The 21,342-nt window shown below is 47.1% G+C and carries 16 protein-coding genes; 12 read left to right on the top strand and 4 right to left on the bottom strand.

Annotated features, from left to right (window positions below):
* Positions 1-63 precede the first annotated feature (63 nt).
* The 3 genes from IPJ71_03800 to IPJ71_03790 form a co-directional block, all read right to left on the bottom strand.
* Positions 64-1,887 (bottom strand): hypothetical protein, encoded by a 1,824-nt coding sequence (locus tag IPJ71_03800; GenBank protein MBK7842808.1) that lies wholly within the window; start codon positions 1,885-1,887, stop codon positions 64-66.
* Positions 1,868-4,057 carry a hypothetical protein gene (locus IPJ71_03795; protein MBK7842807.1) on the bottom strand — a complete coding sequence of 730 codons (2,190 nt, stop codon included), beginning with the start codon at positions 4,055-4,057 and terminating at the stop codon, positions 1,868-1,870. Before IPJ71_03795 ends, IPJ71_03800 begins: the two co-directional genes overlap by 20 nt.
* A gap of 221 nt (positions 4,058-4,278) precedes the next feature.
* Positions 4,279-5,436, bottom strand: coding sequence for a hypothetical protein (locus tag IPJ71_03790; protein ID MBK7842806.1), 1,158 nt, complete (start codon positions 5,434-5,436; stop codon positions 4,279-4,281).
* A gap of 240 nt (positions 5,437-5,676) precedes the next feature.
* On the opposite strand from IPJ71_03790, the gene mutS reads away from it, so the two are divergent.
* The 8 genes from mutS to IPJ71_03750 all read left to right on the top strand — a co-directional run bounded on the left by mutS (position 5,677) and on the right by IPJ71_03750 (position 16,906).
* Positions 5,677-8,148, top strand: a complete 2,472-nt coding sequence (gene mutS / locus IPJ71_03785) for a DNA mismatch repair protein MutS (protein ID MBK7842805.1) — start codon at positions 5,677-5,679, stop codon at positions 8,146-8,148.
* A 26-nt stretch (positions 8,149-8,174) separates the two neighbouring features.
* Entirely contained in the window at positions 8,175-9,173 is a 999-nt protein-coding gene (locus IPJ71_03780) for a nucleotidyltransferase domain-containing protein (protein MBK7842804.1), read from the top strand.
* Between the two features lie 59 nt (positions 9,174-9,232).
* On the top strand, positions 9,233-10,456 hold the full coding sequence (locus IPJ71_03775; GenBank protein ID MBK7842803.1) for an HD domain-containing protein: 1,224 nt from the start codon (positions 9,233-9,235) through the stop codon (positions 10,454-10,456).
* A gap of 271 nt (positions 10,457-10,727) precedes the next feature.
* On the top strand, positions 10,728-11,117 hold the full coding sequence (locus tag IPJ71_03770; GenBank protein ID MBK7842802.1) for a helix-turn-helix transcriptional regulator: 390 nt from the start codon (positions 10,728-10,730) through the stop codon (positions 11,115-11,117).
* An 81-nt stretch (positions 11,118-11,198) separates the two neighbouring features.
* Complete coding sequence (locus IPJ71_03765; GenBank protein ID MBK7842801.1) at positions 11,199-11,627, top strand: acyl-CoA thioesterase; 429 nt, start codon at positions 11,199-11,201, stop codon at positions 11,625-11,627.
* Between the two features lie 288 nt (positions 11,628-11,915).
* The gene (locus IPJ71_03760) at positions 11,916-13,274 is read left to right on the top strand and encodes a hypothetical protein (protein ID MBK7842800.1); all 1,359 of its coding nucleotides are present in this window, start codon (positions 11,916-11,918) and stop codon (positions 13,272-13,274) included.
* 187 nt (positions 13,275-13,461) lie between these two features.
* The gene (locus IPJ71_03755; GenBank protein MBK7842799.1) at positions 13,462-16,029 is read left to right on the top strand and encodes an AAA family ATPase; all 2,568 of its coding nucleotides are present in this window, start codon (positions 13,462-13,464) and stop codon (positions 16,027-16,029) included.
* A gap of 112 nt (positions 16,030-16,141) precedes the next feature.
* Positions 16,142-16,906: a M48 family metallopeptidase gene (locus IPJ71_03750; GenBank protein ID MBK7842798.1), complete on the top strand. Its 765-nt coding sequence runs from the start codon at positions 16,142-16,144 to the stop codon at positions 16,904-16,906.
* A 223-nt stretch (positions 16,907-17,129) separates the two neighbouring features.
* On the opposite strand, the gene IPJ71_03745 is transcribed toward IPJ71_03750, so the two are convergent.
* The gene (locus IPJ71_03745; protein ID MBK7842797.1) at positions 17,130-18,197 is read right to left on the bottom strand and encodes a hypothetical protein; all 1,068 of its coding nucleotides are present in this window, start codon (positions 18,195-18,197) and stop codon (positions 17,130-17,132) included.
* Between the two features lie 313 nt (positions 18,198-18,510).
* Between IPJ71_03745 and IPJ71_03740 the strand changes: the two genes are divergently transcribed.
* The 4 genes from IPJ71_03740 to IPJ71_03725 are packed head-to-tail and all read left to right on the top strand — an operon-like array spanning position 18,511 to position 21,342.
* Positions 18,511-18,879: a helix-turn-helix domain-containing protein gene (locus IPJ71_03740; protein ID MBK7842796.1), complete on the top strand. Its 369-nt coding sequence runs from the start codon at positions 18,511-18,513 to the stop codon at positions 18,877-18,879.
* Positions 18,876-19,745, top strand: coding sequence for an ATP phosphoribosyltransferase (locus IPJ71_03735; protein MBK7842795.1), 870 nt, complete (start codon positions 18,876-18,878; stop codon positions 19,743-19,745). Before IPJ71_03740 ends, IPJ71_03735 begins: the two co-directional genes overlap by 4 nt.
* Positions 19,746-19,774: 29 nt before the next feature.
* Positions 19,775-21,118 carry a histidinol dehydrogenase gene (gene hisD / locus IPJ71_03730; protein MBK7842794.1) on the top strand — a complete coding sequence of 448 codons (1,344 nt, stop codon included), beginning with the start codon at positions 19,775-19,777 and terminating at the stop codon, positions 21,116-21,118.
* On the top strand, positions 21,112-21,342 hold the full coding sequence (locus IPJ71_03725) for a hypothetical protein (protein ID MBK7842793.1): 231 nt from the start codon (positions 21,112-21,114) through the stop codon (positions 21,340-21,342). The genes hisD and IPJ71_03725 overlap by 7 nt, the downstream gene beginning before the upstream one ends.

Below are 21,342 nucleotides of genomic sequence, written 5' to 3'. Positions count from 1 at the left end.
GAATCATCTTAAAATAATACATTGCTGTGGCCGATCGAGTTGATCGGCCATCAACTCGATCAATTAGGGTCTTTCAGCAGATGCGCCCAAGAGCCCCCGACATCTACCAATTATTTCTCTCGCTGGCTCAATGACTGCGGAATCAAGCGCCCTCCCAACGGGCTGGAGGACATGAGTGTCGTAGGCCTCTACAGCTCGATCGGCAGTTACTTGGATTGCCCCCGCCGGTAAGTTTGTCCCGCGACTGTGTATCCACGCATAAATGAGTTTGGAAGCAACGTCATTCATAGGCTTAATGTTGAAATTCTTCATGATCCGATTGTTGAACTCAACGATCGTCATGTGCACAGAATTTGAAGCGACTAAAATAGCGTAAAGGATAAAAGGCAAGTGAATTTGCCAGACATAATAGGAGACGGGGTATCCAAAAAGGAGCGCATAAGGCAGTACCCTGGCCGTGCGGAAAGAATTGTGAAATGCGTCAGGGATCAATGGAAGAGATCGATCAACCATCTTCCAGAACCCCGGTTTATAGGAGGTCTCCTCATTGCGAAAAAGAGCTTCTAAAACTCGAGCAACTCCAGAAAAGAATTTCTCACCGGGCTTTCCAACCAAGGCTCGCCGAACAAATTGCAATCTCCCAGGATATTCAGGCGAGTCAGATCTCATATGGTCGTGACTGTGTACAGAACGCTCTACGTAGATATCCAAAAAATGTTCTGTAAAGATCTGTGCCTCGTGAAGGACGCGCTCTTCATTTGTCAGGGTATTTATATAGGCAACTTCATTTGGGAGCCTCAGAGCATTTTCTGCTCGAAGTACTGCCTGAATGATAACTTCTTGAACAAATGGGGATTTGTCAGGATCTTCAATGTGCAAACCCACTCTCCCCCCCATCGCTTGAGCAAGAGGAACTCTCGCTTTGGCATCTTCGACCCACTTGCTCTGTGCCGCAAGATCTAGCTTGATATCGAAGGTATTTTGATAGCGTTCGGACAAGTCAGCCCATAATTTATCTGAGCTTAATTCGCCAGGCGAGTCAGGGAGCGCAGCCTTTGCCGATTCAGCCTTTCTTAGGGCCCGTTGCCATTGCATTTTCTCATAAAAGGATTGTTTTGGTGGCGTGTAGCTCTGAATTTCTACCTCTGCGACTGCTGCTTGATGAAGCTTATGAATTCCTTCCTCTTGGTAGATCTTGTAAAGAAAGGGATCTATTGCAACAAGATCAGGGCGGGCTTCTAGGGCCTTCTCAGCTTTATCCCCGAACTGTCTTTCTAGCTCTGAGTCAAATTCAAGGGTTTCTGGCTTCTTGTCGTAGGTAGCTAAAAATGATCTGTGGATCAATTTTGCCATCGCGAGGGCAGCCTCGCGAGATCCCGCCATTTCGACCCAGGATTTGGGCAGCAGTTTTAAATTATGCTCGATTCCCTCGATGCTCGTTGCGCTCATGGCGTAGACGACACTTCTTGCCGTGACAACATTTCTCGTACTATTGATCGCCAGGGCCTGATAAGCTCCCGCAAGGACAGCACCCAAATACCTAAAGGGTTTAGTTACGGCGAGTCCGTTATCTAATTGAGCACCTCTGATTTGCTCCGCTATTGTAGTTGTGAATTCAACAAATCCCTGTCTGGATGTTACCGTCTTGATTGGAGCCAAAGCTCGTGCCTTTATTTTGCTGAGACTGTGGCTCGCCAGTGTCAGAGCGCTGACTGTTTGATTGCCGACTTCAGACGGATTATCCCTATTTAATCTCTTGGCAACTCGAAGAGCCCTGTTTACGGCGGGTCGAGTCAGGCCCCAATGTCTGTCCCGGAGGGTGTACTCAAATTTCTCAAGTTCCTCTCGTGCTTGTGCGCCGCCCCCTTCATATTGCTTCATACTCATCGGCTTGAGGTAATGAAAATCCCATTTTTGAAATTACCTTTCGCATAAAACTGAGGGGGTCAAACAGGAACTGACTTTTATCAGGTAAACCAACATTTTTAAATCGCGTTTCCATGACTTCATTGGTTCGATCTCTCAGCAGGATCTGATGCTGAGGCGAGTTTGGATTCAAGCCTTGTTCTGTCATTTGTCTTCTGACCTGCTTTTCGACGGATTCCAGGTTAATCATTTTTACATCGGCTGAATAGCTATGTGCTCCAGCTTGCAAATAGGATAAAAAATTGCGCAAAAGCTCCGCAGATACGAAGGCCGCAGCCGCTCCTCCAACCGCAATCTCAGTTCCAAAGTGTTGAAGTAAATAAGGATAGAAAATAAGGAGATCCACGCCTAAGAGGAAGGCATCCGTCATTCCAAAAACAATGGCCCCAAGCCAAAAGGTCTTATAATTCATGGCCAGTTGTTCGTTTTGGCGCATCTGAAAGCCCATTGTGAAATCCCAAGCTTTTCCAACTAATTTGTTGTCGTGGACAAATCTGTCCTTGAGATATTCCAATGTATGGCGAATACCTTGTGGAATCATGGAAAGTGAAAACCACTGAGCGTGTGTGAATACGTCTAAAAAGGCCTTGCCCGCATTCGCTTCCTTTTTAAATACAGAATCCTTGCCTTTGACATAGGGATATTTTTGTTTAAATTTCTCTTTGTACACAGTCAGCTTCATGTACAGACTTGCAGCAGCAACACTTGCCATCATGCCAGTCACAATCATGACTCGCTCGCCCAAATCGACGGTCAGAAACCCTTGCCAATCGATTTCGGGGGCGAGGGCCACGGCCGCAGCCCCTGTTCCTCCGTAGAGGATTGCATTTGTCAGCCAGAGCTTCCGGCTTGAGGGGCCACCTGTCTCTCCGTTGCCATTGTGACCACCACCATTTGCAGCAGGGCTTCCACTCCCAGCAGGAGAACTGCTGGCCGCCGTTGGTGCCCCAGAATTGGCTTCTGTTTGCCCCTCTGCTGTGCCTCCCAGACGCGTGAAAAAGCCTCTCACTTTGCTGAGCAGAGAAGTTTTTGTCGCAATATCATCTTCGCTTGCCCTTGCTTTTGGAAGAAGCGCATTTATAATCGTGTCGAGAAAGCGGCCCGTCCTGCTCTTATTGCTCGCGACGAGCTCGCCATTGCGAGAAGCTGGAGCCTGAGCATTGGACTTGTACTTGCCGATCTCTGGTAGCTGGCCTGAAAGAAAAAGACCAAATGCGGCCGTCGTGTCGGGGCGGGGCAGAACTGTGCTGCGATCCATACCTTGTCCTTCAAGGACCGCCCAGGTTTGTGCGAGGATGAGATTCTTTCTACCCACCTCTTCCATAGCTGTAAAATCAGTCCTATCAATGGGGAGCCCCTCGTTGGACTGATCATAAATGACAATCTGGTCGGTCATGATCCATTCAAAGGAGTGCTTGAGATTTGTCCATCCCTCACCTGGTAGCGCGAAGAAAAATACGGGGACTGGAGTTTCATTTTGGGAGGCAAAGGCGAAGTCCTTTTTTGTTATAAAGAAAATTCCCTCGCCAGGGCTCTTCTCATTTGGATTTTTATTCTTGAATATTTCCAGTGAGTCTGCAGAAAGCAGTATGTATTCAGGCGTTTCTAAAAGGGGAGTGAATTTTTGTTTCAAGTGAAGCAGCTTAGAGACTCCGCCGAGACCAAGATGAAGATCGCCCGCAGCATCCTTCTCGAAGAAGGCTCGCATGGGCTCAATGCTCTCTGTCTTGTTGAGAGAGGTCCATTCTTGACTGCGCATGAAAAAAGGATCTTTGTCTACGAGCGGATTGTTACTGTCGAGCCTCCAAAAACTCCCTTTCGGTACAATGGGTTCACCAAGGGCAAACTCAGTCAACAAGGGCATTTCCTGATCCAATGCGCCCCAATAAGCAGTCTGAACATGCTGGGCCAGTTGTTTTCGGTCAATGCCACTGGAGTCATCGGCAAGGTCTATGTTAGCTTGAATGCCCAACGGATTACTTGGGGCCTGATGGCCCATGCCGGTGGATCTTCTTGGCAAGGTGGCAACCTGAGAATAGGCAGCGAGCGGTGCTAGGATCATCTGTCCTGAAATGACAAGACTGATAAGACCGCGTAAATTAAAAAATGTCTGCTGCCTAAAATGTCCCATGCTCGAACCTCCTCAGTCCAATACATAAAAGTCGATTGAGAGTTGAATTCTTCCTGGAATTTCCAGATATTGATCGTGCTGGCCTTTTCAGTAGCCCATAAATATTCGCTGCGCAACAATTGAGATTTTTTGCGTCTGATATTGTAGGGAAAGATGAATACTTTTCTTTTTATCATTAAGAAAAGTTATCTCAAGCATTATTAAAAATTCTTTTGGCCTTATTAGCGAACAAGTTTAAGGCAGGATCTACGTGACTTGAGAGAGACAAAGTCTTGAATCAAAGTGAATTGATAAAACTGATTTGAAGCAAATGCGTTCCTTTTCATTTTTTCAAGGGAGAAGCGGTCAAGATTTTCCAAATTATCGAGGAACTGCCGCTTGTGGTCAGCTAACCCAAGACCGTCTTTTTGGGTGTACAAAGATCCTTGGGGTAGTGAGGAGAACCAGGTCCTCATCTCAGGGAAAAAATCCTTTGAGAGAAAGGCTGAACCGGGCTGGGTGTTCATAAGAACCGATTGCAAATACTCCGAATGGTCCCGAATCTGAGCATTACGAATCCGACCACTGAATGATTTAAGAAGCTGTTCTGAAGGCAATGATTCCTGATCTTTGATGGCACTCGAAACCTCAGCTTCAAGACTCTTTCGGAGAAACTCAAACTGCATAATTCTAAAAAATAGATCCTCCATTGCCAGAGTGGTAACAAGAATCTGTCCTGAGTACGTCTGTTGAAAAAGGGGGAGAGAAGACCGAGAAAAAAGATCGAGCCTTGGCTCAATATAGAAGGCAATGGAAAGAGTGCGCACCAATTTTTCGAGCAATGGAAAGAGTTCCAAGTCTGAGTCCGGAATCCAAACGAAGTTATCGCTATTAACAATTTTAATGAATCCAAACCATTTCTCACCATTCGTCTCTGATTGAGGGTAATCAGAGGCCGTCATTGACGAGGGGATATCAAGGGAGGAACCTTTTTCTTCAATTAGCCGTTGTCTCTTGCTACCTTGGCTCAGCAAAGAAATTTCTAAGATTTGCAAAAAAATTGAGGCCTTGACATTGAGGTAAGAAACGCCGTCGGGAAACCCCTGTGGCTTGGCTTGAAATAGCGCGGAAGTTCTGGTCTCGGCAATTGCACTCAAGTAGTTGAGATCATCCCAGCCTAAATTGGGGATTGACAGATTGGCCTTCGCCCATAAAATTTGCTTCTCCAGCTTCATGAGATGAATGTTTGAATCGCTCCAAGAGGTGCCATCGGTTGAGCGGTCAGGGTGAAACCCGCCATAGCAAGGCTGGCCAGAGAAAAAACTAAAGACCATCAAACTCGTTAACACAGTTAAAGCAATTGATGAGTCTAAGTTTTTTTGGGAGATCTTGTATCGCATTTTCAAGCCTCCATTGGTTTTATTGCAACGCCTTGCATAACAAAAGGATCTACTACAAGGACACCAAAGTAGAAAGACTAAATTGTGGGACAATGAATTAATTGCAACTGACATTCTTTCTTCTTGGGCAAAACCTCTGATTGGGCCAATTCAAGTCTTTTCCTTAACTTTGACAATGGATATTTGTTTCATTGACCCCTTCCTGTGCATTCGGTAGCCATTGAGCTTCTGGGGGTAACTATGGCCTTAGCAGCAAACGAAAAAAACCTGACTCCACTGATGACCCAATACTGGGAGGTGAAGAATCAGCATCCAGACAAAGTGATACTTTTTCGGATGGGAGATTTTTTTGAAATGTTTCATGAGGATGCGCGCATTGCGGCTCCCATTCTGAATATTGCCCTCACTCAAAGAAACAAGAAATCAGCGGACGACACCCCTATGTGTGGGGTTCCTCACCACAGCGTCGCTGGCCCCATCATGAAATTGCTCGCAGCAGGCAAAAAAATCGCTATTTGTGATCAGGTTGAGGACCCAAAGCAGGCAAAAGGTCTTGTGAAGAGAGCCGTGACTCGCTGTTTGAGCCCTGGGATGGTCTATGATCCTGATACTTTGGATCAGCTTGCGGCCAATTATCTTTGTTCCTACGATTCTGAGACGGTCAGTTTCTTGGATACCAGCACAGGGGAGGCCTTTTTCTATCGCGAAACAAGTGCCGGTGAACAGAGACGACTGATGAAAGTTCTTTGCCCTAAAGAATTGGTGCTGGGAGAAGGGCAGCGTGCAGAGTGGCTGGATGGCCAGTTTGCGAGTTCACTTGATGAATCTGTCACGTTCAATCAAGGTTCAAATATGATTTTATCGGGCCACGCGCTGAACGAGTCGTTGCTATCTGAATCATTGAGAGAGAGCCATAGAGTCCTGCCCCTCAGCGCCTTGCGAGTTTTGAGCTATGCCTTGTCGATGCAGGGGGCGGAGCTCAGCTCCACTTTGGGAGATTTTGTTGAGAGGCGACTTGAAAAGAGGCTTGTGATGTCTCCCACCGTGCTCAGACATCTGGAAATATTTTCAACCTACAAGGGAGACTCAAAGGGGAGTTTATTTTTTGCGATCAATCGGACGAAGACCTCGGCTGGAGGGAGGCGCTTGAAGACTTGGCTCCAGTTTCCACTCGCTGATGAAAATGAAATTCATCAGAGGTTGGATCGCTTAGAGAGGTGGACGAGCTGTCTTGACGAATTGCAGACACTTCGAAGGACGCTGGCCGGCATGGGCGATGTTGAACGACGCCTTGGGAAGATTTCCAGTCCTAGCTGCTCTCCACGGGATGTGGAGTCTTTAAAAGACTCCCTTGAAGTCGGTCTTTCTATCAAATCCTTTTGCGATCAGGACGTGGATCCCTCTCCTTGGCAGACCTGTTCTCAGCTCACGCAAAAAATAGATCAAATACTTGAGAGCGAGGCTCCCCCAAACTTTAAAGACGGTGGAATTATTCGGCGGGGATTTGATCCTCAATTGGACGAGTGGATTAGATTGAGTGAGGACAGCCAAACACTTCTCGCGGAGTTAGAAGCGCGCGAGAAGGCCGCGACCGACATTTCTTCATTGAAGGTCCGATACAATGGCGTTTTTGGTTTTTATATTGAGATCACCAATGCCCACAAGACAAAGGTCCCAAGCCACTATTTGCGGAAACAAACATTGGCGAATGCGGAGAGGTTTACAACCGACGAGCTGATCGAGCTTGAAAAGAAAGTTTTAACCGCTCGGACAAAGCGCCTCGAATTGGAGCGGGAGATTTTTGTTCAACTTCGCCAGCACATCTTGCGAGCTTCTGCCGATTTGTTAATTCTCTCCAGAGTTTGGAGTGAACTCGATGTCGTGAGTTCATTGGCCTGGCTTGCTTTAGAGTACAAATACTGCCGACCAAAAGTGTTTGCAAACGGACAATTGCAATTGAAATCAAGTCGTCATCCGGTTGTGGAGCAGGAGGTCAATCGACGATTCGTTCCAAATGATATTTCTTTGGATGAAGGACAGTGTTTGTTGCTAACTGGGCCCAATATGGCCGGCAAATCGACTCTGATGAGGCAAGTTGCCATTTCTGCAATTCTCGCTCAGATCGGAGGTTTTGTCCCTGCTGAGTCGGCCTCGATGCCGATATTTGATCGAATATTTACGCGCATTGGAGCCAGTGACTATATATCCGAAGGCCTTTCGACTTTTATGGTTGAGATGCAGGAGACGGCTGAGATGTTGCATGATGCGGGAGCACGATCGCTTGTCATTTTGGATGAGGTGGGGCGAGGGACTTCGACCTATGACGGAATGTGTTTGGCTCAAGCTATTCTTGAGTTTCTTGTTGAGCGAAAGAAGTCCCTCACCTTATTTGCAACCCACTACCATGAGCTGACTCAGCTGGAGTCTCGCCTTCCGCGAGTGAAAAATGCCCATATGTCGATCGTGGAGAAATCTGGTGACATCCAGTTTCTGCACACTTTGGTCGCGGGACCCGCGAACAAGTCTTATGGCATACAAGTGGCAAAATTGGCGGGTCTGCCAAAGGAAGTCACTCAGAGGGCCCAAGGGCTTCTGAAGAGAATTGAAGCCTTTAAGTCGTCCGCTCCGGGGCAATTGAGCTTTTTGGATTACAATTCGCCAGTAGGCCCGGAGGCTCTCTCGAGAGAGAGTCAGCAGGAAGCCTTGTTTTGATTTTGATGTCGTTTTAGAATATCTTAATGGCAAAATCATTTTTAAATGCAGCAGAGATCGCAGAGGGACTGGGTGGTTTTCAGGCCTCTGGTCAGTGGCTCCCATCGGAGGGAGGTCAGGGAATTGAATTCTTTGAATGGTTGGAAGCAAAGCTCGTCGCAAGATTGAGTCATATTCCAGAATGGGAAGAAATAGGAGCTGTGGCACTCGGGTCTTGGGCACGGGGAGAATTAAGCCCTCGGTCAGACATTGATGTCTTGTTGGTCGGGGATGAGTCAAAGATTTTGTCTTTTGTGACAAAATTGACTTCTGAGGGAGTCAAGCTTCGCTATCGAGTGCCTGAGGATATTCAGGATTGGACTGTGGGCGTGGAGCCATTTGATGTTTTGGCGGTCCTTCATGGTCGAGCCCTGAACGAATCCGTCGCGCAGGATCTGGAACACCAAAAGATAATGATTCGAAAAAGAGGAAGCCGATTTCTAAGAACTCTCATGAGGGCCATGGGGGAAGAGCGGAGGGAACGCAGTCGGCGATACGATTCTATTACCAATTATCTTGAACCAAATTTGAAATACGGACCTGGGGGGCTGAGAGATCTTCAACAGGCCCTTTATGTTCACGAGCTTTCTTTTCAGAAATTTCAAGATCAAGTGAGCCATCACTCACTCGAGGTTTTTTCAAAATATCGTCAGTTCTTTCTGACAATCAGGCGTCGTCTTCATTTGATGGGAAGTGGAGACAGCGTCAGTGCTGGCGATCAAAAGGAGCTTGCCCTTTGGTTTGGATACACCGAGGTGAAGAGCTTTATGCGGGATATTCAGGTGGGTCTCAGTCGCGTGAGCTTTTACGCCGATTGGATGGTCAACAGAGCGAGGGCTTCTAAAAAATACATCGACGAGGTAGAGAGCGTTTCTCTTAACAAAGCGAGTGATTGTTTTGCCGCTTTACAGTCAGATCCATCAAGGCTTGTCAGGGTAAAGTGCGTTCTGTCATTGAAAATTTGGTTCAACAAAATCCAGATATGACTTCTGTCGGAAGATGGCTGACAAAGTATTTTTAGATTGATCAATCTGAGGAGTATTTATTGGCCCTCTTCAAAGTAAGAATCATGGATTTTTGTGTTCCAGATTTGAAAAGAGTAGGGGGATTGGTTCAGCATGACCAGTATCATCGGTTTACGGTGGATGCGCACCTTCAGCAGGCGATAAGAGTTGTTCAGAGAATCTACCGGCGTCCCAGTCGTGTGGGAAAACTCAAGCTCTTGGTGAAGGAAATGACCTCTGACGACTGGAAGATTCTGATGTGGACGGCCCTTTATCACGACTTGGCCAAGGGCTTGGGCGGAGATCATTCGAAAAAAGGAGCTGAACTCGTCAAGCGTGATTTCATTGCCATGAAGCTGCCACTGAGATTGACAGTCGAAGTGGCCTGGATGGTCGAAAGACACCTGGATATCTCCACCGCCGCATTTCGAATGAATCCTCACTCTTCATCAACCTGGCAAAAGTTGCATCACCTTGGGATCAAAGGGGATCGGCTGAAGCGTCTGACACTTTTTACAGCCGTAGACATCATGGCGACCAACCCTGAGGCTTGGTCGAACTGGAAAGAACGGCTTCTGATGGATCTCTATTCTGTTGTGACTTCTCCGCGAGCGGGTAAATTCGTCAAACTTCTGGAGTGCGCCGATCAATCAAAAGTTCAATTGAGCGATGATTTTATTGATAAGTTAGATCCCTCTCTTCCAGAACAAATTCCCGATCGATACCTTTTGGCGGACTTTCGGAAGCTGCAAGGTTCGGATCGTGGTGATCTGGAATTGTTTATTTGGAAAGCAAAGGGGAAGGAATATTGGATCCGCTTTCACAGTCGGGAAGATCGACCGGGTCTTTTTTTGGAGTGGACAAAAATATTATTTGCCTCCGGTTGTCAAATTCTGCAGGCGGTCGTTCAAACCTATGAGAATTTCGGTGCTTACGATTGGTTTCGGGTCAAATCGTCCCGGACGCCGGCCCAGTTAAAAAAATGGATGTCTTTTATTGATTTACATAAGGTGACTTTGCCTGAGGCGAAGTTTGACCGGGTGAAGCTTGTCAATCAAGACGAAAATGAGGCCGTTCTCAGTTTTCGCGGAAAAGACAGCCCGGGTCTTTTGTTGACCGCGGCCCAGGCTCTGGCTCAGGAGGGATGCAGCATTCGCTGGGCAAAGGCCTTCACTTGGGGGCGTCAGGTCGATGATGTTTTTGGGGTGAAATTGGAGCCTGATCTTGCAAAGAGGGTCGAGAATATCGCTCGAAAAACGACTTGAAATTGTGCTTACTTTGCAGGCAGATTGTCCTTTGATCCAGGTAGAGCTCAGAACAAAATCAAATAATTGAGACAAGATAACCGTTAAATAATCATTAGAAACAGAACCTAAAAAAATCAGTCCAGTTTAAAAAAAAATAGGAAAGAAGGACTTGCGAAACATTGGATTTCTGGGCAGACTTTAATACAGGTGGTCAGATGGGGGCCATCGCATGATCTAGGAAGCGGATCTTTAAATAATTAAAACACCTAATTCGGGGGAGGGAGCAAGGATGCTCAGAGATGTCCTGATTCAAAAAGGTCTATCAAACCGCGAGGCAGAAGTAGCTGAGCTGGTAACGAGGGGCTTATCCAACAAGGAAGTTGCGAACCAATTGTTCGTTACAGAGAAAACAGTGAAGTTCCATTTGACTAACATCTATAAAAAGATGAACGTCAAGTCGCGCGCCCAGCTGATCGTATGGTGCTTACCGCACTTCGGGTTCGTGGAAAAGGAAGAGCGTCAAGCAGCACAAGAAGCGAGCAATAACAGTATTGTTGGCGGATCTCAGAATGTGATCGCAGATACAATACCTGCAGGAAGTCAGACAGTTGTTTCTAGCATGTCTATTCCCACAGGAATTAATCGCGGACCTGGTGCTGACTCTTTCGGTGGTAATTGATTCGCGGTTTTATTAGTTGTTAACGTTTAACAGTGGGTTTGTGTGGTGGAAGCTCGTCCTGTGAGTGACTCGGCAGTCGTCATGACGGAGATGATACTCCCTTCCCACACAAATTCGCTTGATAGTGTCTTTGGCGGCGTAATCATGTCCTGGATCGACATTTGCGCCGCTATTTCCGCTCTTCGGCATTGCAATCGTCCCGTTGTCACGGCCAGCATTGACGCCGTGAATTTTATGGCTCCAGCATACAAGGGATGGATTGTGACTTTGGTTTCTTCCGTCAATTATGTCTCCAGAACTTCAATGGAAGTGGGTGTTCGAGTTGAAGCTGAGCATCTGGTGCAGAACGAAAAATTCCAGATAGCATCGGCCTATCTTACTTTTGTTGCACTTGATGACAATGGCAAACCCATGCCTGTGCGGCCAGTGATTCCTCAGAGTGTCGAAGAGAAACGCCGCTATGAGGCTGCAAAAAAACGTCGGGAATTAAGGCTTCAAACACGAAAATAATTGTTCCCAAAATTCTTTCCAATTGCTTCTAAAATGAATTCAGACTGAGTCATTTTGAGACACGCAAATAGCCTATGTGTAGACCATGTGTTGTGTCTATGGCTTGGTCGGTTGATGTCGAGGCTGATCGCTTTTAGTCCGAGATTTTCAAGTATTTCAGATTGAGAAGATGACTTAACCTATTGGAATAAATGAGTTTAGCGAACTCTCTTGTACAGTTGTTTTTGAGCATTTTTTTTGCACTCAAAGGAGATGAGTGAAGTCAGGATTTATTAAAGGGGAACGAAAATGAAGACTCTTTTTTTTGTTGGTATTGTTTGTGTAATTCTCTTTTTTGGCAATCTGATTGGACCTGATCTTGGCCTGGCTTTCGCCGATGGTGGAATTTGCACTTCATTAAGCGCACAAAGGGACGCGATTTCAAAGAACCCTCTCACTTTAAAGGCGTACTGCAAGAGCAGCTTTGAATCTGCACTTCAGTGTTGTTTGACTCCAGATACTTGCTCTCCAGGGGGCGTTTTGGGAGGATTTGGTGGTGAGGCCATCAATGATGCTGCCAAAAATTTAGCAGCGAATGGGGCAATGCTCGCCCAGGCGGCGGGAACGGCCGCATCAGAATGCGCTAAATTACGCAATACCTGTTATGAGACCTGTGAAGCTGAAAGCAAGACCATCAACCCCTCAACCGAATACGCTCTCTATCAGGGACACAACACGGCGATGAAATACTGCGGTGGAGTCTTTCGGGAAGCGGGGCTTTGCCTCGAGGACGTGGTAGCCAAGGCATCGAGTGTGGTCTCTCAGGCCACGTCGGTCGCGACGCAAACGGCCGCAGCAACGGCTCTGACGGGTGCAGGTGCGCTGGGTGGAAGTGGGACGGGAGGAAGTGGATCAGATGGGAGCTACGGTGATTCGAGCGGCGAGAAGGTGGCGGCAACTCCAAGCCAGATATGGGGTGGTACTGGTCCCAAAGCTCCCTGTGTGACACAAGGTAATAGTCCTCGGCCGTGTCTCCAAGCCTCTATTTCGACCAGCGGCTCGGCGGTGGCGGTAACCACGCCGAGCAACAGTGGCGACCCGAGAAATGGCTCCAATGCCCCTTATGTTTCCCCCGGGCCATCCGGTGCTCGGAGCCTCTCGTCCGCAACAACGGGTTCCGGTTCAACAGGGCTTGCTGCGGCTCCAACAACGGGAGGAGGCCGATCCCCCGGATCGTCTGGTGGCATGGCCCTCACTGCCAATCCGGGTGGAGGTGGCGCTGGAGGCTCAGGATCATCACAGTCAGGATCATCTGGTTCGTCGGTGGCGAGCTCAGGGGGCGGAGCAAACGGCTCGACGGGCACAGGAGCAGGTGGTGGATGGGGATCTAATCCGCGCAATGGCTCACCGTATGGACAGGGCTTAGGAGCTTCTCCAACAACAGCAGGCACGACAGGTTCGGGAGTTGCGGCCTCTACCACTCTTGCATCGGCTGGAACGAATCAGGGTCTTCCCGATAATAACTGTGATCTTGAGGAAAAGGTTTTTACACCGGCTTGCTTTGATATCATGAACGATTATTGCACCACGACTCAAAGACAAGGGAGTGGGTGCAAGAGCTTTTGTCGAACAAACAGTGCTTCTACGGCTTGCGCTGGTTCAAAGTAATTCGAAGTAGTTTGAGCGAGATGGTCCGAGGTGTCCGACCCTCTTGCTCTTCATTGATTCTGAGGTTGACTCGATCGATGAGTTCACCGAATGTAAGTCGAATGTGTGCTTGTTCTTAATGTCCATGTTTAAAACCATTTTTAAAGCCAATTCCGACTGGATTTGGAGTCAGTTTAGGACTTTTTGAGTGAACAACTCCGTGACCCCATCTGATGACAATTTAGAAAGAGTTTCGGGTATTGTTGAGAGAATCACTTTTCACAATCCAGAAAACGGGTGGACTGTGTTAAAGGTCTCTTCCTTTAGAGATCCAGGTCGCCTCATCACAGTTCTGATTCACCAGGCGAAAGTTTTTGCCGGGGCCACCATGGAGTTTTGGGGTACTTATGGTCATCATTCTCAGCACGGAGAGCAGTTTAAGGCTGTGCGAGCCGTAGAGAAAAAACCTGCCTCTGCGGCGGCTTTGGAAAAGTATTTGGGCTCGGGTCTTATTCGGGGCGTGGGACCTGCGACGGCAAAGAGGATTGTGGGACATTTTAAAGAAAGAACTTTGGAGGTATTTGAGAAGAGCATCAATGAGCTTCTTCATGTGCCTGGTATTGCAGACAAAAAAATTGCACAAATCAGAACCTCATGGTCGGAACATCAGGCGATTCGCGATGTGATGATTTTTCTTCAGGGCTATGGCATAAGCACTCTATTTGCGACAAAAATATACAAGACTTACGGGGACAAATCGATCCAAATCGTCTCCGACAATCCGTACCGGCTGGCTCATGATATTTATGGCATTGGATTTTTTTCAGCAGATAAAATTGCTTTGGCAATGGGATTTGAAAAAACCGGCAAACTTCGAATTGAGGCGGGAATAAAACACGTTTTGTCAGCCAGTCGAGATGAGGGGCATTGTTTTTTGACCGAAGAACAGATTGTTGTTGGGACACTGGAGCTCTTGAGAGAAAACATCGAAAGAAACAACCTGATGGAGGTCTTGCTTCTTCTTAAAAATACAAATCAGGTCAAGCATCGCAAAATGAGCTATCGAGGGAGCGAACTGCAGGATTGTTATTATTCAAAAAGTCTCTACTATGACGAACTGACCACGGCCGATCGCCTCTTGGATCTCATGAAAAAGCAGGTGCCTATTGATCTGGTGAGAATCAAGGGCTGGGTTGCAAAGTACTGTGAACAGCAGGGGATTGAACTCAGTGAAGAGCAGATGACGGCTGTGTGTGAAATTTCGGCTCACCCGTTTTCAATTCTCACAGGGGGGCCCGGATGCGGAAAGACAACCTGCACCAAGGTTTTGGTTCAATTGCTTCTTGCCATGAAACGAAGAGTCTTGCTAGCGGCCCCCACCGGAAGAGCGGCACAGAGAATGAGCGAAGTGATCGGGATCGAAGCCAAAACAATTCATCGTTTGTTGGAGTGGGCTCCAGCGAAGGCTGGATTTAAAAAGGATGAAACGGATCAGTTGCAAGTTGATTTTTTGATCGTCGATGAAACATCGATGTTGGACATTGGGCTTGCAGCGAGCCTGTTTAAAGCTGTGCCCAATGGAGCGCAAGTGCTTTTCATCGGTGATCCGGATCAGTTGCCGGCGGTCGGAGCTGGTGATGTGTTGGCCGATTTGCTCAAGAGTCCCGAGATCCCTCGTTTTCGGTTGACTCAGGTTTTTCGTCAGGCTCAATCTTCGTCGATCATTCGCTTTGCTCACGAAATAAATAGTGGCGGCTTGCCAAAAATCCTTTCTCCCTTGGCCGAGCCTCAGGCTTTTGCTCAGGGCATCGATTGTCTTTTCGTGGATTCTGACGAGGCCACTCAGGAACAGTTGAGATTTCTCAGTCGTGCGAAGGCGGCGTTGGAGCGCACAGTGGCTGAGGGCGAGACTCATTTACTGAGGAGCGGTGAGAAATGGGTTGGACGCTTACAAAAAGCGGCTCAAGGAATTGAAATCGACGAACTCCTTCTACCCTCAGAGGTGACTGAGCAAAGTGTTCGGGAGCCGATTTTAATGATTCCAGAAAAATTTCGAAACGTGGATTTGAACCAATTGCTGCACGCCGGAGCGGGAGCTGCTGAGTTAAAGACGATTTTAAAATCAGTTCATCCCTGGTCCTCGCTTCATTACGGTCTGACGGCAGTCGATTCTGTTGTGAGGCTCTACACAAAATCCATTCGAGAATGGATGGGCGGAGCAGAGGTCGAGATTCAGGTGCTGACCCCTCAGGTCAGGGGTACGCTCGGTACCATGAACTTGAACCATTGCTTGCAAGCAGCAAGCAATCCCGAAGCTCCCCATAAGCGTCAGCTTCAGATGGGCGGGCGAACTCTGAGAACTGGCGATCGGGTGATTCAAACACGAAACAATTATGATTTGGGAGTTTTTAACGGCGACATTGGTCGAATTGTTGAGATTGATACGGAAGGCGGATCTTGTCATGTCAGTTTTAGTGGAGGAGATGGTCGCAGGGAAGTGGTCTTTGAAAGAGAGGACTTGAATGAGCTCTCACTGGCCTATGCGATCACAATTCACAAAAGTCAGGGCTCGGAATTCCAAGTCGTTTTGATACCGGTTCTTGGTCAACATTTTAATATGCTCTTTAGAAATTTGATTTACACAGGTTTGACAAGAGCCAAGAAATTAGCTGTCTTCGTGGGGAGTCGAAAAGCTCTCGCAATGGCTGTGAATAAGATTGACAATCGAAAACGGCAAACCGCATTGACGGGATTGGTTTCGCAAGTAATATCATAACCAAGGCCATTTTTTGTTTTTTGTGATATCTTGCGCTCACTTTGTTGGTTTTGCTTGGAGGTTTTTTGTCATGGCAAATTTAAATTCCAGACTTATTTTTTTATTTACAGCAATGCTGTCATTTGCATTTTCATGCGCCACTTCTCCAACGGGTCGAAAACAACTGATCATTGTGAGTGATCAGGAGATGAATCTCATGGGCGGACAGGCTTTTGGCGAAATGAAAGAAAAATTGCCGATCGATCGCGGCAGCTCTGCCAACGTGTACGTCAGGTGCATAGTTGATTCATTGGCTCCCTTTGTCTCCAGTTCTGTTGGCGCAGACAAATGGGAAGTGGTCGTGTTTAAGAATAAAGAAGCGAACGCCTTCGCTCTACCCGGAGGAAAAATTGGCGTTCAAACTGGAATGTTCGAGGTGGCCAAAACACCTGGCCAGTTGGCGGCAGTCATAGGTCATGAAATTGGTCACGTCATCGCTCGACATGGAGCTGAGAGAGTCTCCACATCCTTGGCCGCGCAGTCGGGCCTCATGGTGGCCGATGCCTTGATGGGGAACAACAGTTCAAAAAAAGACATTATGGCCGCCCTGGGGCTTGGGACGCAGTTTGGGGTTATTCTCCCGCATGGCCGCACACAGGAGTCCGAGGCCGACCGAATTGGTCTTGATCTCATGGCTGAGGCCGGCTTTGACCCCCGAGAAAGTATTGACCTATGGAATAATATGTCGCAATCGGGAGGCTCGGGTACCCCTGAGTTCCTATCAACACATCCATCCAACAGCCGTCGAATTGCCGATCTTGAGTCTTCCATGGGCCAGGCTCTCAGTCTTTTTGAGGCTGCTCGCAAAAGTGGACGTTCTCCCAAGTGTCATCTTTAAGAGTTCCTCGTTCATAGTAAGCGACAGGGGTTCTGTAACCTAAACCCGATCAAACCTTTTCTGGGCTTGTAAAGTGGGTGAGTTGAATCGAGTTTTTCAAGGCTTCGTTGCGAAAATTAGTGTTATAAAGTTCGCCTTTTAATGCAACCGCAGCCCCTTTCCAAACCCAATTTGGAAGGTGGAAATGAGTTGAATCGTAATTGCTAATACTTTCGTAACAGCGTCACATATCTAGAAACTTCCGACATTGATTGTTCGCCGATCCTTTGGCTTTTAAGGTTGTTGAAACCGTCTCGATCATATCTTCATTTATATTTGCCGACGGCTCTACTTTTAGCAGTGCCGCATAGGGTTTCTGAAAGTAGACCCAGTGAAATCGAATAAACGCAGAAACTTTCTTTAGACCATCTTTTCGAAACCAGCGCCGATTTTCATTAATAGCCTTCAAATCATCAGAGTTAAATTCTCCGGCATATGGATTCGCCAAACTGACAGAAAATTCGTTATTGGAGTACAATGAAAACATAACTTTCATGGGTCGTTTTATTAACTCGTCCCAGAGTCCTTTATCAACTTCTTTGGGAAGTAATTGCAGATGGTCCCTTACATGCGTCAGGACCTGATAGAACTCAGGAAGTGTAGTGGTCCCAGATTCCCCAGTGCCGGAGAAGATATTAAAGCTAATTCTAGAGTCCGCTATTATTCTCTCGAGCGTCGGATCGTTTCGGCTACAAGACCCAGATTTGCAGGCAAGTATAAAAATGTTTACTGTCAAATTCTCTCCCGGAATACCAGCTTGCGTTGCTCTCTTATGAATGACTCTGATGATCTCTTGATAGCTGGCAATACTATTGCCGTGATAATCTGCCAATTCCCCCGAATTGCCATGGGAGTCGAGCAGAACGAACAAAGTAGGATTTGAACTCTTACTTATCGATAAGAGAGCTTTTCCGATTGCATCTCCGAACTTTGGGAAAGAGGTGTTGGTTCCATACTTATCGATCGTCTCTGACACTGTCCACGTTTGATTCTTAGTGACCCCAAACAAACTTTCAGCCTCAGGACTTCCATTTGCGAACTCGTAAAAGTATTTAAGCCGATAATCCAGAGGTACATGAAAGGGATCTCTGACATCTTCTAAAACATATCCGACGGCAGCTCTGGGGCCAGCAATCACGGAGCTGTTTTGGCCTAAACAAAGGAATAGCAGCAACCAATAAACGAAATTAAAAGCTGACCGTTCTTTTAGGAATTCAATGGATAAGATAACCAGTGACTTCATGGCCGACATCTGATGGATTTAGTTATACGTATATTCGATGCCCGCTTAAAAGATGATGATGTCCAAAATTTTCTCACGAGCAAAGGAAATGCAAATTCCTAGCCAAAAATGTACATAATCAAAGTGTTGAATTGACTCAAGGGAAAAAAAATCTATCGAAAAGGAAGGTATCAAAATACAAAAAAACGGACATAAGGGAGAGAGTTACACTGCTTTCCCTCATCATTTTGGCCACCTGCCTGAAGCTCACTTTGGGTCTATGTAACAGAGCCATCAGAATTGCCTTGCAAAAAACGTTTTAACGTGCTAATACGCTAATCCGATGAAACGTGATTTTGACTTAAAAGACAGAAATTTTAGAGATCTCTGCAAGATCATTGCGGGGTTGAAAAATGCTGAGGAAGTACGGAGCTTTCTTCTGGATTTGTGCACTCCCAACGAAATTCAGGCTCTGGCGGATCGCTGGGAAGTGGCAGTGATGATCGCTCGTGGGGACTCTTATCGTGAGATTTCAAAAAATACTGGAATTAGCACCGCCACAATCACTCGGGTTGGGCGATTTATTCGAACGGGAAGAGGGTATCAGTTGGCCCTCTCTCGATTCGGAATTGAGGATCCGGAACTGAGCTCTCAACCTCGCTCGCAAGCTAGCTCTCAGTCTGAATCGTCTGATTTAGGAGGACAGTCATGATACGAATTGCAATTCAGAAATCGGGACGTTTGACAGAACAGTCTTTGAAACTTTTAGAAGACTGCGGGATGTCCTTTAATTGGTCAAAAGATCGATTGATGCTCCAGGTGACTAACTTTCCGCTCGAGATACTTTTGGTTCGTGATGACGACATTCCTGAATATGTCCGCAAAGGAATCTGTGATCTGGGAGTCGTGGGAGAAAATGTTCTGCGCGAGCACAATGGACAGGACAAATCCATGGTTGAGATCATACTTCGACTCGGATTTGGAAAGTGTCGACTTTCTCTCGCTGTTCCTGAAGCTTCAAGCCTGAAAAGTGTCAATGATTTGCAGGGCAAGCGCATCGCAACTTCTTATCCTGAGTCTTTAAAATCTTATCTCAGCGGCCTTGATATAGAGTCCGAGATCATTGAGATTTCTGGTTCGGTCGAGATCGCACCGGCTCTTGGGGTTGCCGATGCAATTTGTGATTTGGTTTCTACCGGCTCGACACTTCGTACAAACGGATTGCAAGAAATTGAATGCCTTTATCAATCAGAGAGTGTGATCGTTCAATCTTCGAGGCCCTTGAGCGAGCCAAAACAAAGCCTTGTGGATCGCCTCCTTCGCCGTATCAATGGAGTGATGAGAGCTTCTTGCAATAAGTATATTATGATGAATGCGCCACGATCGGCGCTCGCAGTGATAAGAGATATATTGCCCGGAATGGAAGAACCCTCGGTTCTGCCGTTTGCCTGCTCCTCTGATCGAGTGGCCATTCATACTGTTTGTGATGAGAATGTCTTTTGGGAAACGATGGAGCGACTCAAGGCAGCGGGAGCGAGTTCTATTCTCGTGATGCCTATCGAAAAAATACTTTCTTAAACGCTTGAAGAACTCGGAGCTCATTCGCAATGAATATTTATTCGTGGTCAAATTTAGATAGGAACGGAAGAGAGTCTCTCTTTTTGCGACCCTCTGACAAGCATGTCGACAAGGAAGTCGTTCGAAAAATTCTATTGGATGTCAAGGAGCGGGGTACGGAGGCGGTTCTTCGGTACACAGAGGACTTTGACAAAGTTCGACTATCAGACATTTTTGTAGAAAAGGGCGAAATATCTAGCGCCTTCGATGCGATAGATTCCTCACTGAGGCTTGCGTTTTTGCAAGCGGCTGGAAATATTGAAACATTTCACCGATCTCAGTTGGAGTTGGTAAAAGACATCAAAGTTGTCGTTGAGTCTGGAGTTGTGTGCGAGCAGGTTTCCCGACCTATTTCGAGAATTGGAATTTATGTTCCCGGAGGTACGGCTCCGCTTTTTTCAACGGTCTTGATGCTAGCAATTCCTGCGCGAATTGCGGGATGCACAGAAATTGTTGTTGCTACACCTCCTCAGCGAGATGGAAAAATAGATCCGGACATCCTCGCGGCCTGCCAACTGTCCGGCGTGACGGAGATCATTAAGGTAGGAGGGGCCCAGGCCATTGCGGCTTTGGCCTTTGGAGGAGACGGACTGCTTCCTGTGAATAAAATTTTTGGACCCGGCAATGCCTGGGTGACAGAGGCAAAACGGCAGGTGACTCAGATATGTCCCTCTGTGGGATGTGATTTGCCAGCAGGTCCGTCGGAGGTTTTGGTTCTTGCCGATGAAACGGCAGATGCCAACTTTGTTGTTTGGGATCTATTGAGCCAAGCAGAGCACGGGGCTGATTCTCAAGTTCTATTGGTTTCTACAAGTGAAGATAAAATTCGTGAAGTGCTGAGCTTGCTCGAACAGATCGTGCCGGATCTCGATCGAGCGGACCTTGTTCGGAGTTCATTGGCCAACAGTCGCGCCATTTTCTGTGAAAATTTGGATGCAGCGATAGACTGCAGCAATCAATATGGGCCTGAACATCTCATCATAAATACAAAAAATCCACGCGATCTTTTTGAAAAAGTGACTGCAGCTGGATCCGTATTTCTTGGGCCCTGGTCTCCCGAATCCGTCGGAGATTATGCGAGCGGAACCAACCATGTTCTTCCAACTTCAGGGGCGGCCCACTTTACGGGAGGCGTTTCTCTCTCGTCTTTTTTGCGTCGAATCACCGTTCAGGAGCTGAGTTCGGAAGGACTCTTGAATCTTGCCTCGACGGTGGAGACAATGGCCACACATGAGGGTTTAAGTTGTCATGCCAATGCCGTAAGAGTTCGACGAAGAGTTTTGGAGAATTCTCTCGTTGTTAATCGTGAAAAAGGGAGAGGAAGCGAATGTTAGATTTTTTGCAGCGATTGGTGAGGCCCGTGATCGCAAATCTCAAGCCCTATTCTTCGGCTCGAAGCATCGAGGGTTCTCGTGAAATCTTATTAGATGCAAACGAAGGTCCTTGGAGTCTTCAGAGTCGATATCCAGAACCTCAACCTCGGGAGCTCAAAAGAAGTTTGTCCGAGCTCTACAATGTGAAGTTTGAGGAAGTCCTTGTGACAAGAGGGGAGCGATGA

The sequence above is a fragment of the Bdellovibrionales bacterium genome (genome assembly GCA_016714165.1).
GTDB lineage: Bacteria > Bdellovibrionota > Bdellovibrionia > Bdellovibrionales > UBA1609 > JADJVA01.
This window is presented reverse-complemented; position numbering and strand designations above follow the sequence as displayed.

Excerpts from the sequence above, each read along its gene's own strand:
- IPJ71_03750 (MBK7842798.1), top strand. The coding sequence starts at position 16,142 with ATGCTGTCATTTGCATTTTCATGCGCCACTTCTCCAACGGGTCGAAAA.
- IPJ71_03760 (MBK7842800.1), top strand. The coding sequence starts at position 11,916 with ATGAAGACTCTTTTTTTTGTTGGTATTGTTTGTGTAATTCTCTTTTTT.
- IPJ71_03780 (MBK7842804.1), top strand. The coding sequence starts at position 8,175 with ATGGCAAAATCATTTTTAAATGCAGCAGAGATCGCAGAGGGACTGGGT.
- IPJ71_03745 (MBK7842797.1), bottom strand. The coding sequence starts at position 18,197 with ATGTCGGCCATGAAGTCACTGGTTATCTTATCCATTGAATTCCTAAAA.
- hisD (MBK7842794.1), top strand. The coding sequence starts at position 19,775 with ATGAATATTTATTCGTGGTCAAATTTAGATAGGAACGGAAGAGAGTCT.
- IPJ71_03790 (MBK7842806.1), bottom strand. The coding sequence starts at position 5,436 with ATGCGATACAAGATCTCCCAAAAAAACTTAGACTCATCAATTGCTTTA.
- IPJ71_03795 (MBK7842807.1), bottom strand. The coding sequence starts at position 4,057 with ATGGGACATTTTAGGCAGCAGACATTTTTTAATTTACGCGGTCTTATC.
- IPJ71_03735 (MBK7842795.1), top strand. The coding sequence starts at position 18,876 with ATGATACGAATTGCAATTCAGAAATCGGGACGTTTGACAGAACAGTCT.
- IPJ71_03800 (MBK7842808.1), bottom strand. The coding sequence starts at position 1,887 with ATGAGTATGAAGCAATATGAAGGGGGCGGCGCACAAGCACGAGAGGAA.
- IPJ71_03765 (MBK7842801.1), top strand. The coding sequence starts at position 11,199 with ATGACGGAGATGATACTCCCTTCCCACACAAATTCGCTTGATAGTGTC.
- IPJ71_03725 (MBK7842793.1), top strand. The coding sequence starts at position 21,112 with ATGTTAGATTTTTTGCAGCGATTGGTGAGGCCCGTGATCGCAAATCTC.
- mutS (MBK7842805.1), top strand. The coding sequence starts at position 5,677 with ATGGCCTTAGCAGCAAACGAAAAAAACCTGACTCCACTGATGACCCAA.
- IPJ71_03740 (MBK7842796.1), top strand. The coding sequence starts at position 18,511 with ATGAAACGTGATTTTGACTTAAAAGACAGAAATTTTAGAGATCTCTGC.
- IPJ71_03770 (MBK7842802.1), top strand. The coding sequence starts at position 10,728 with ATGCTCAGAGATGTCCTGATTCAAAAAGGTCTATCAAACCGCGAGGCA.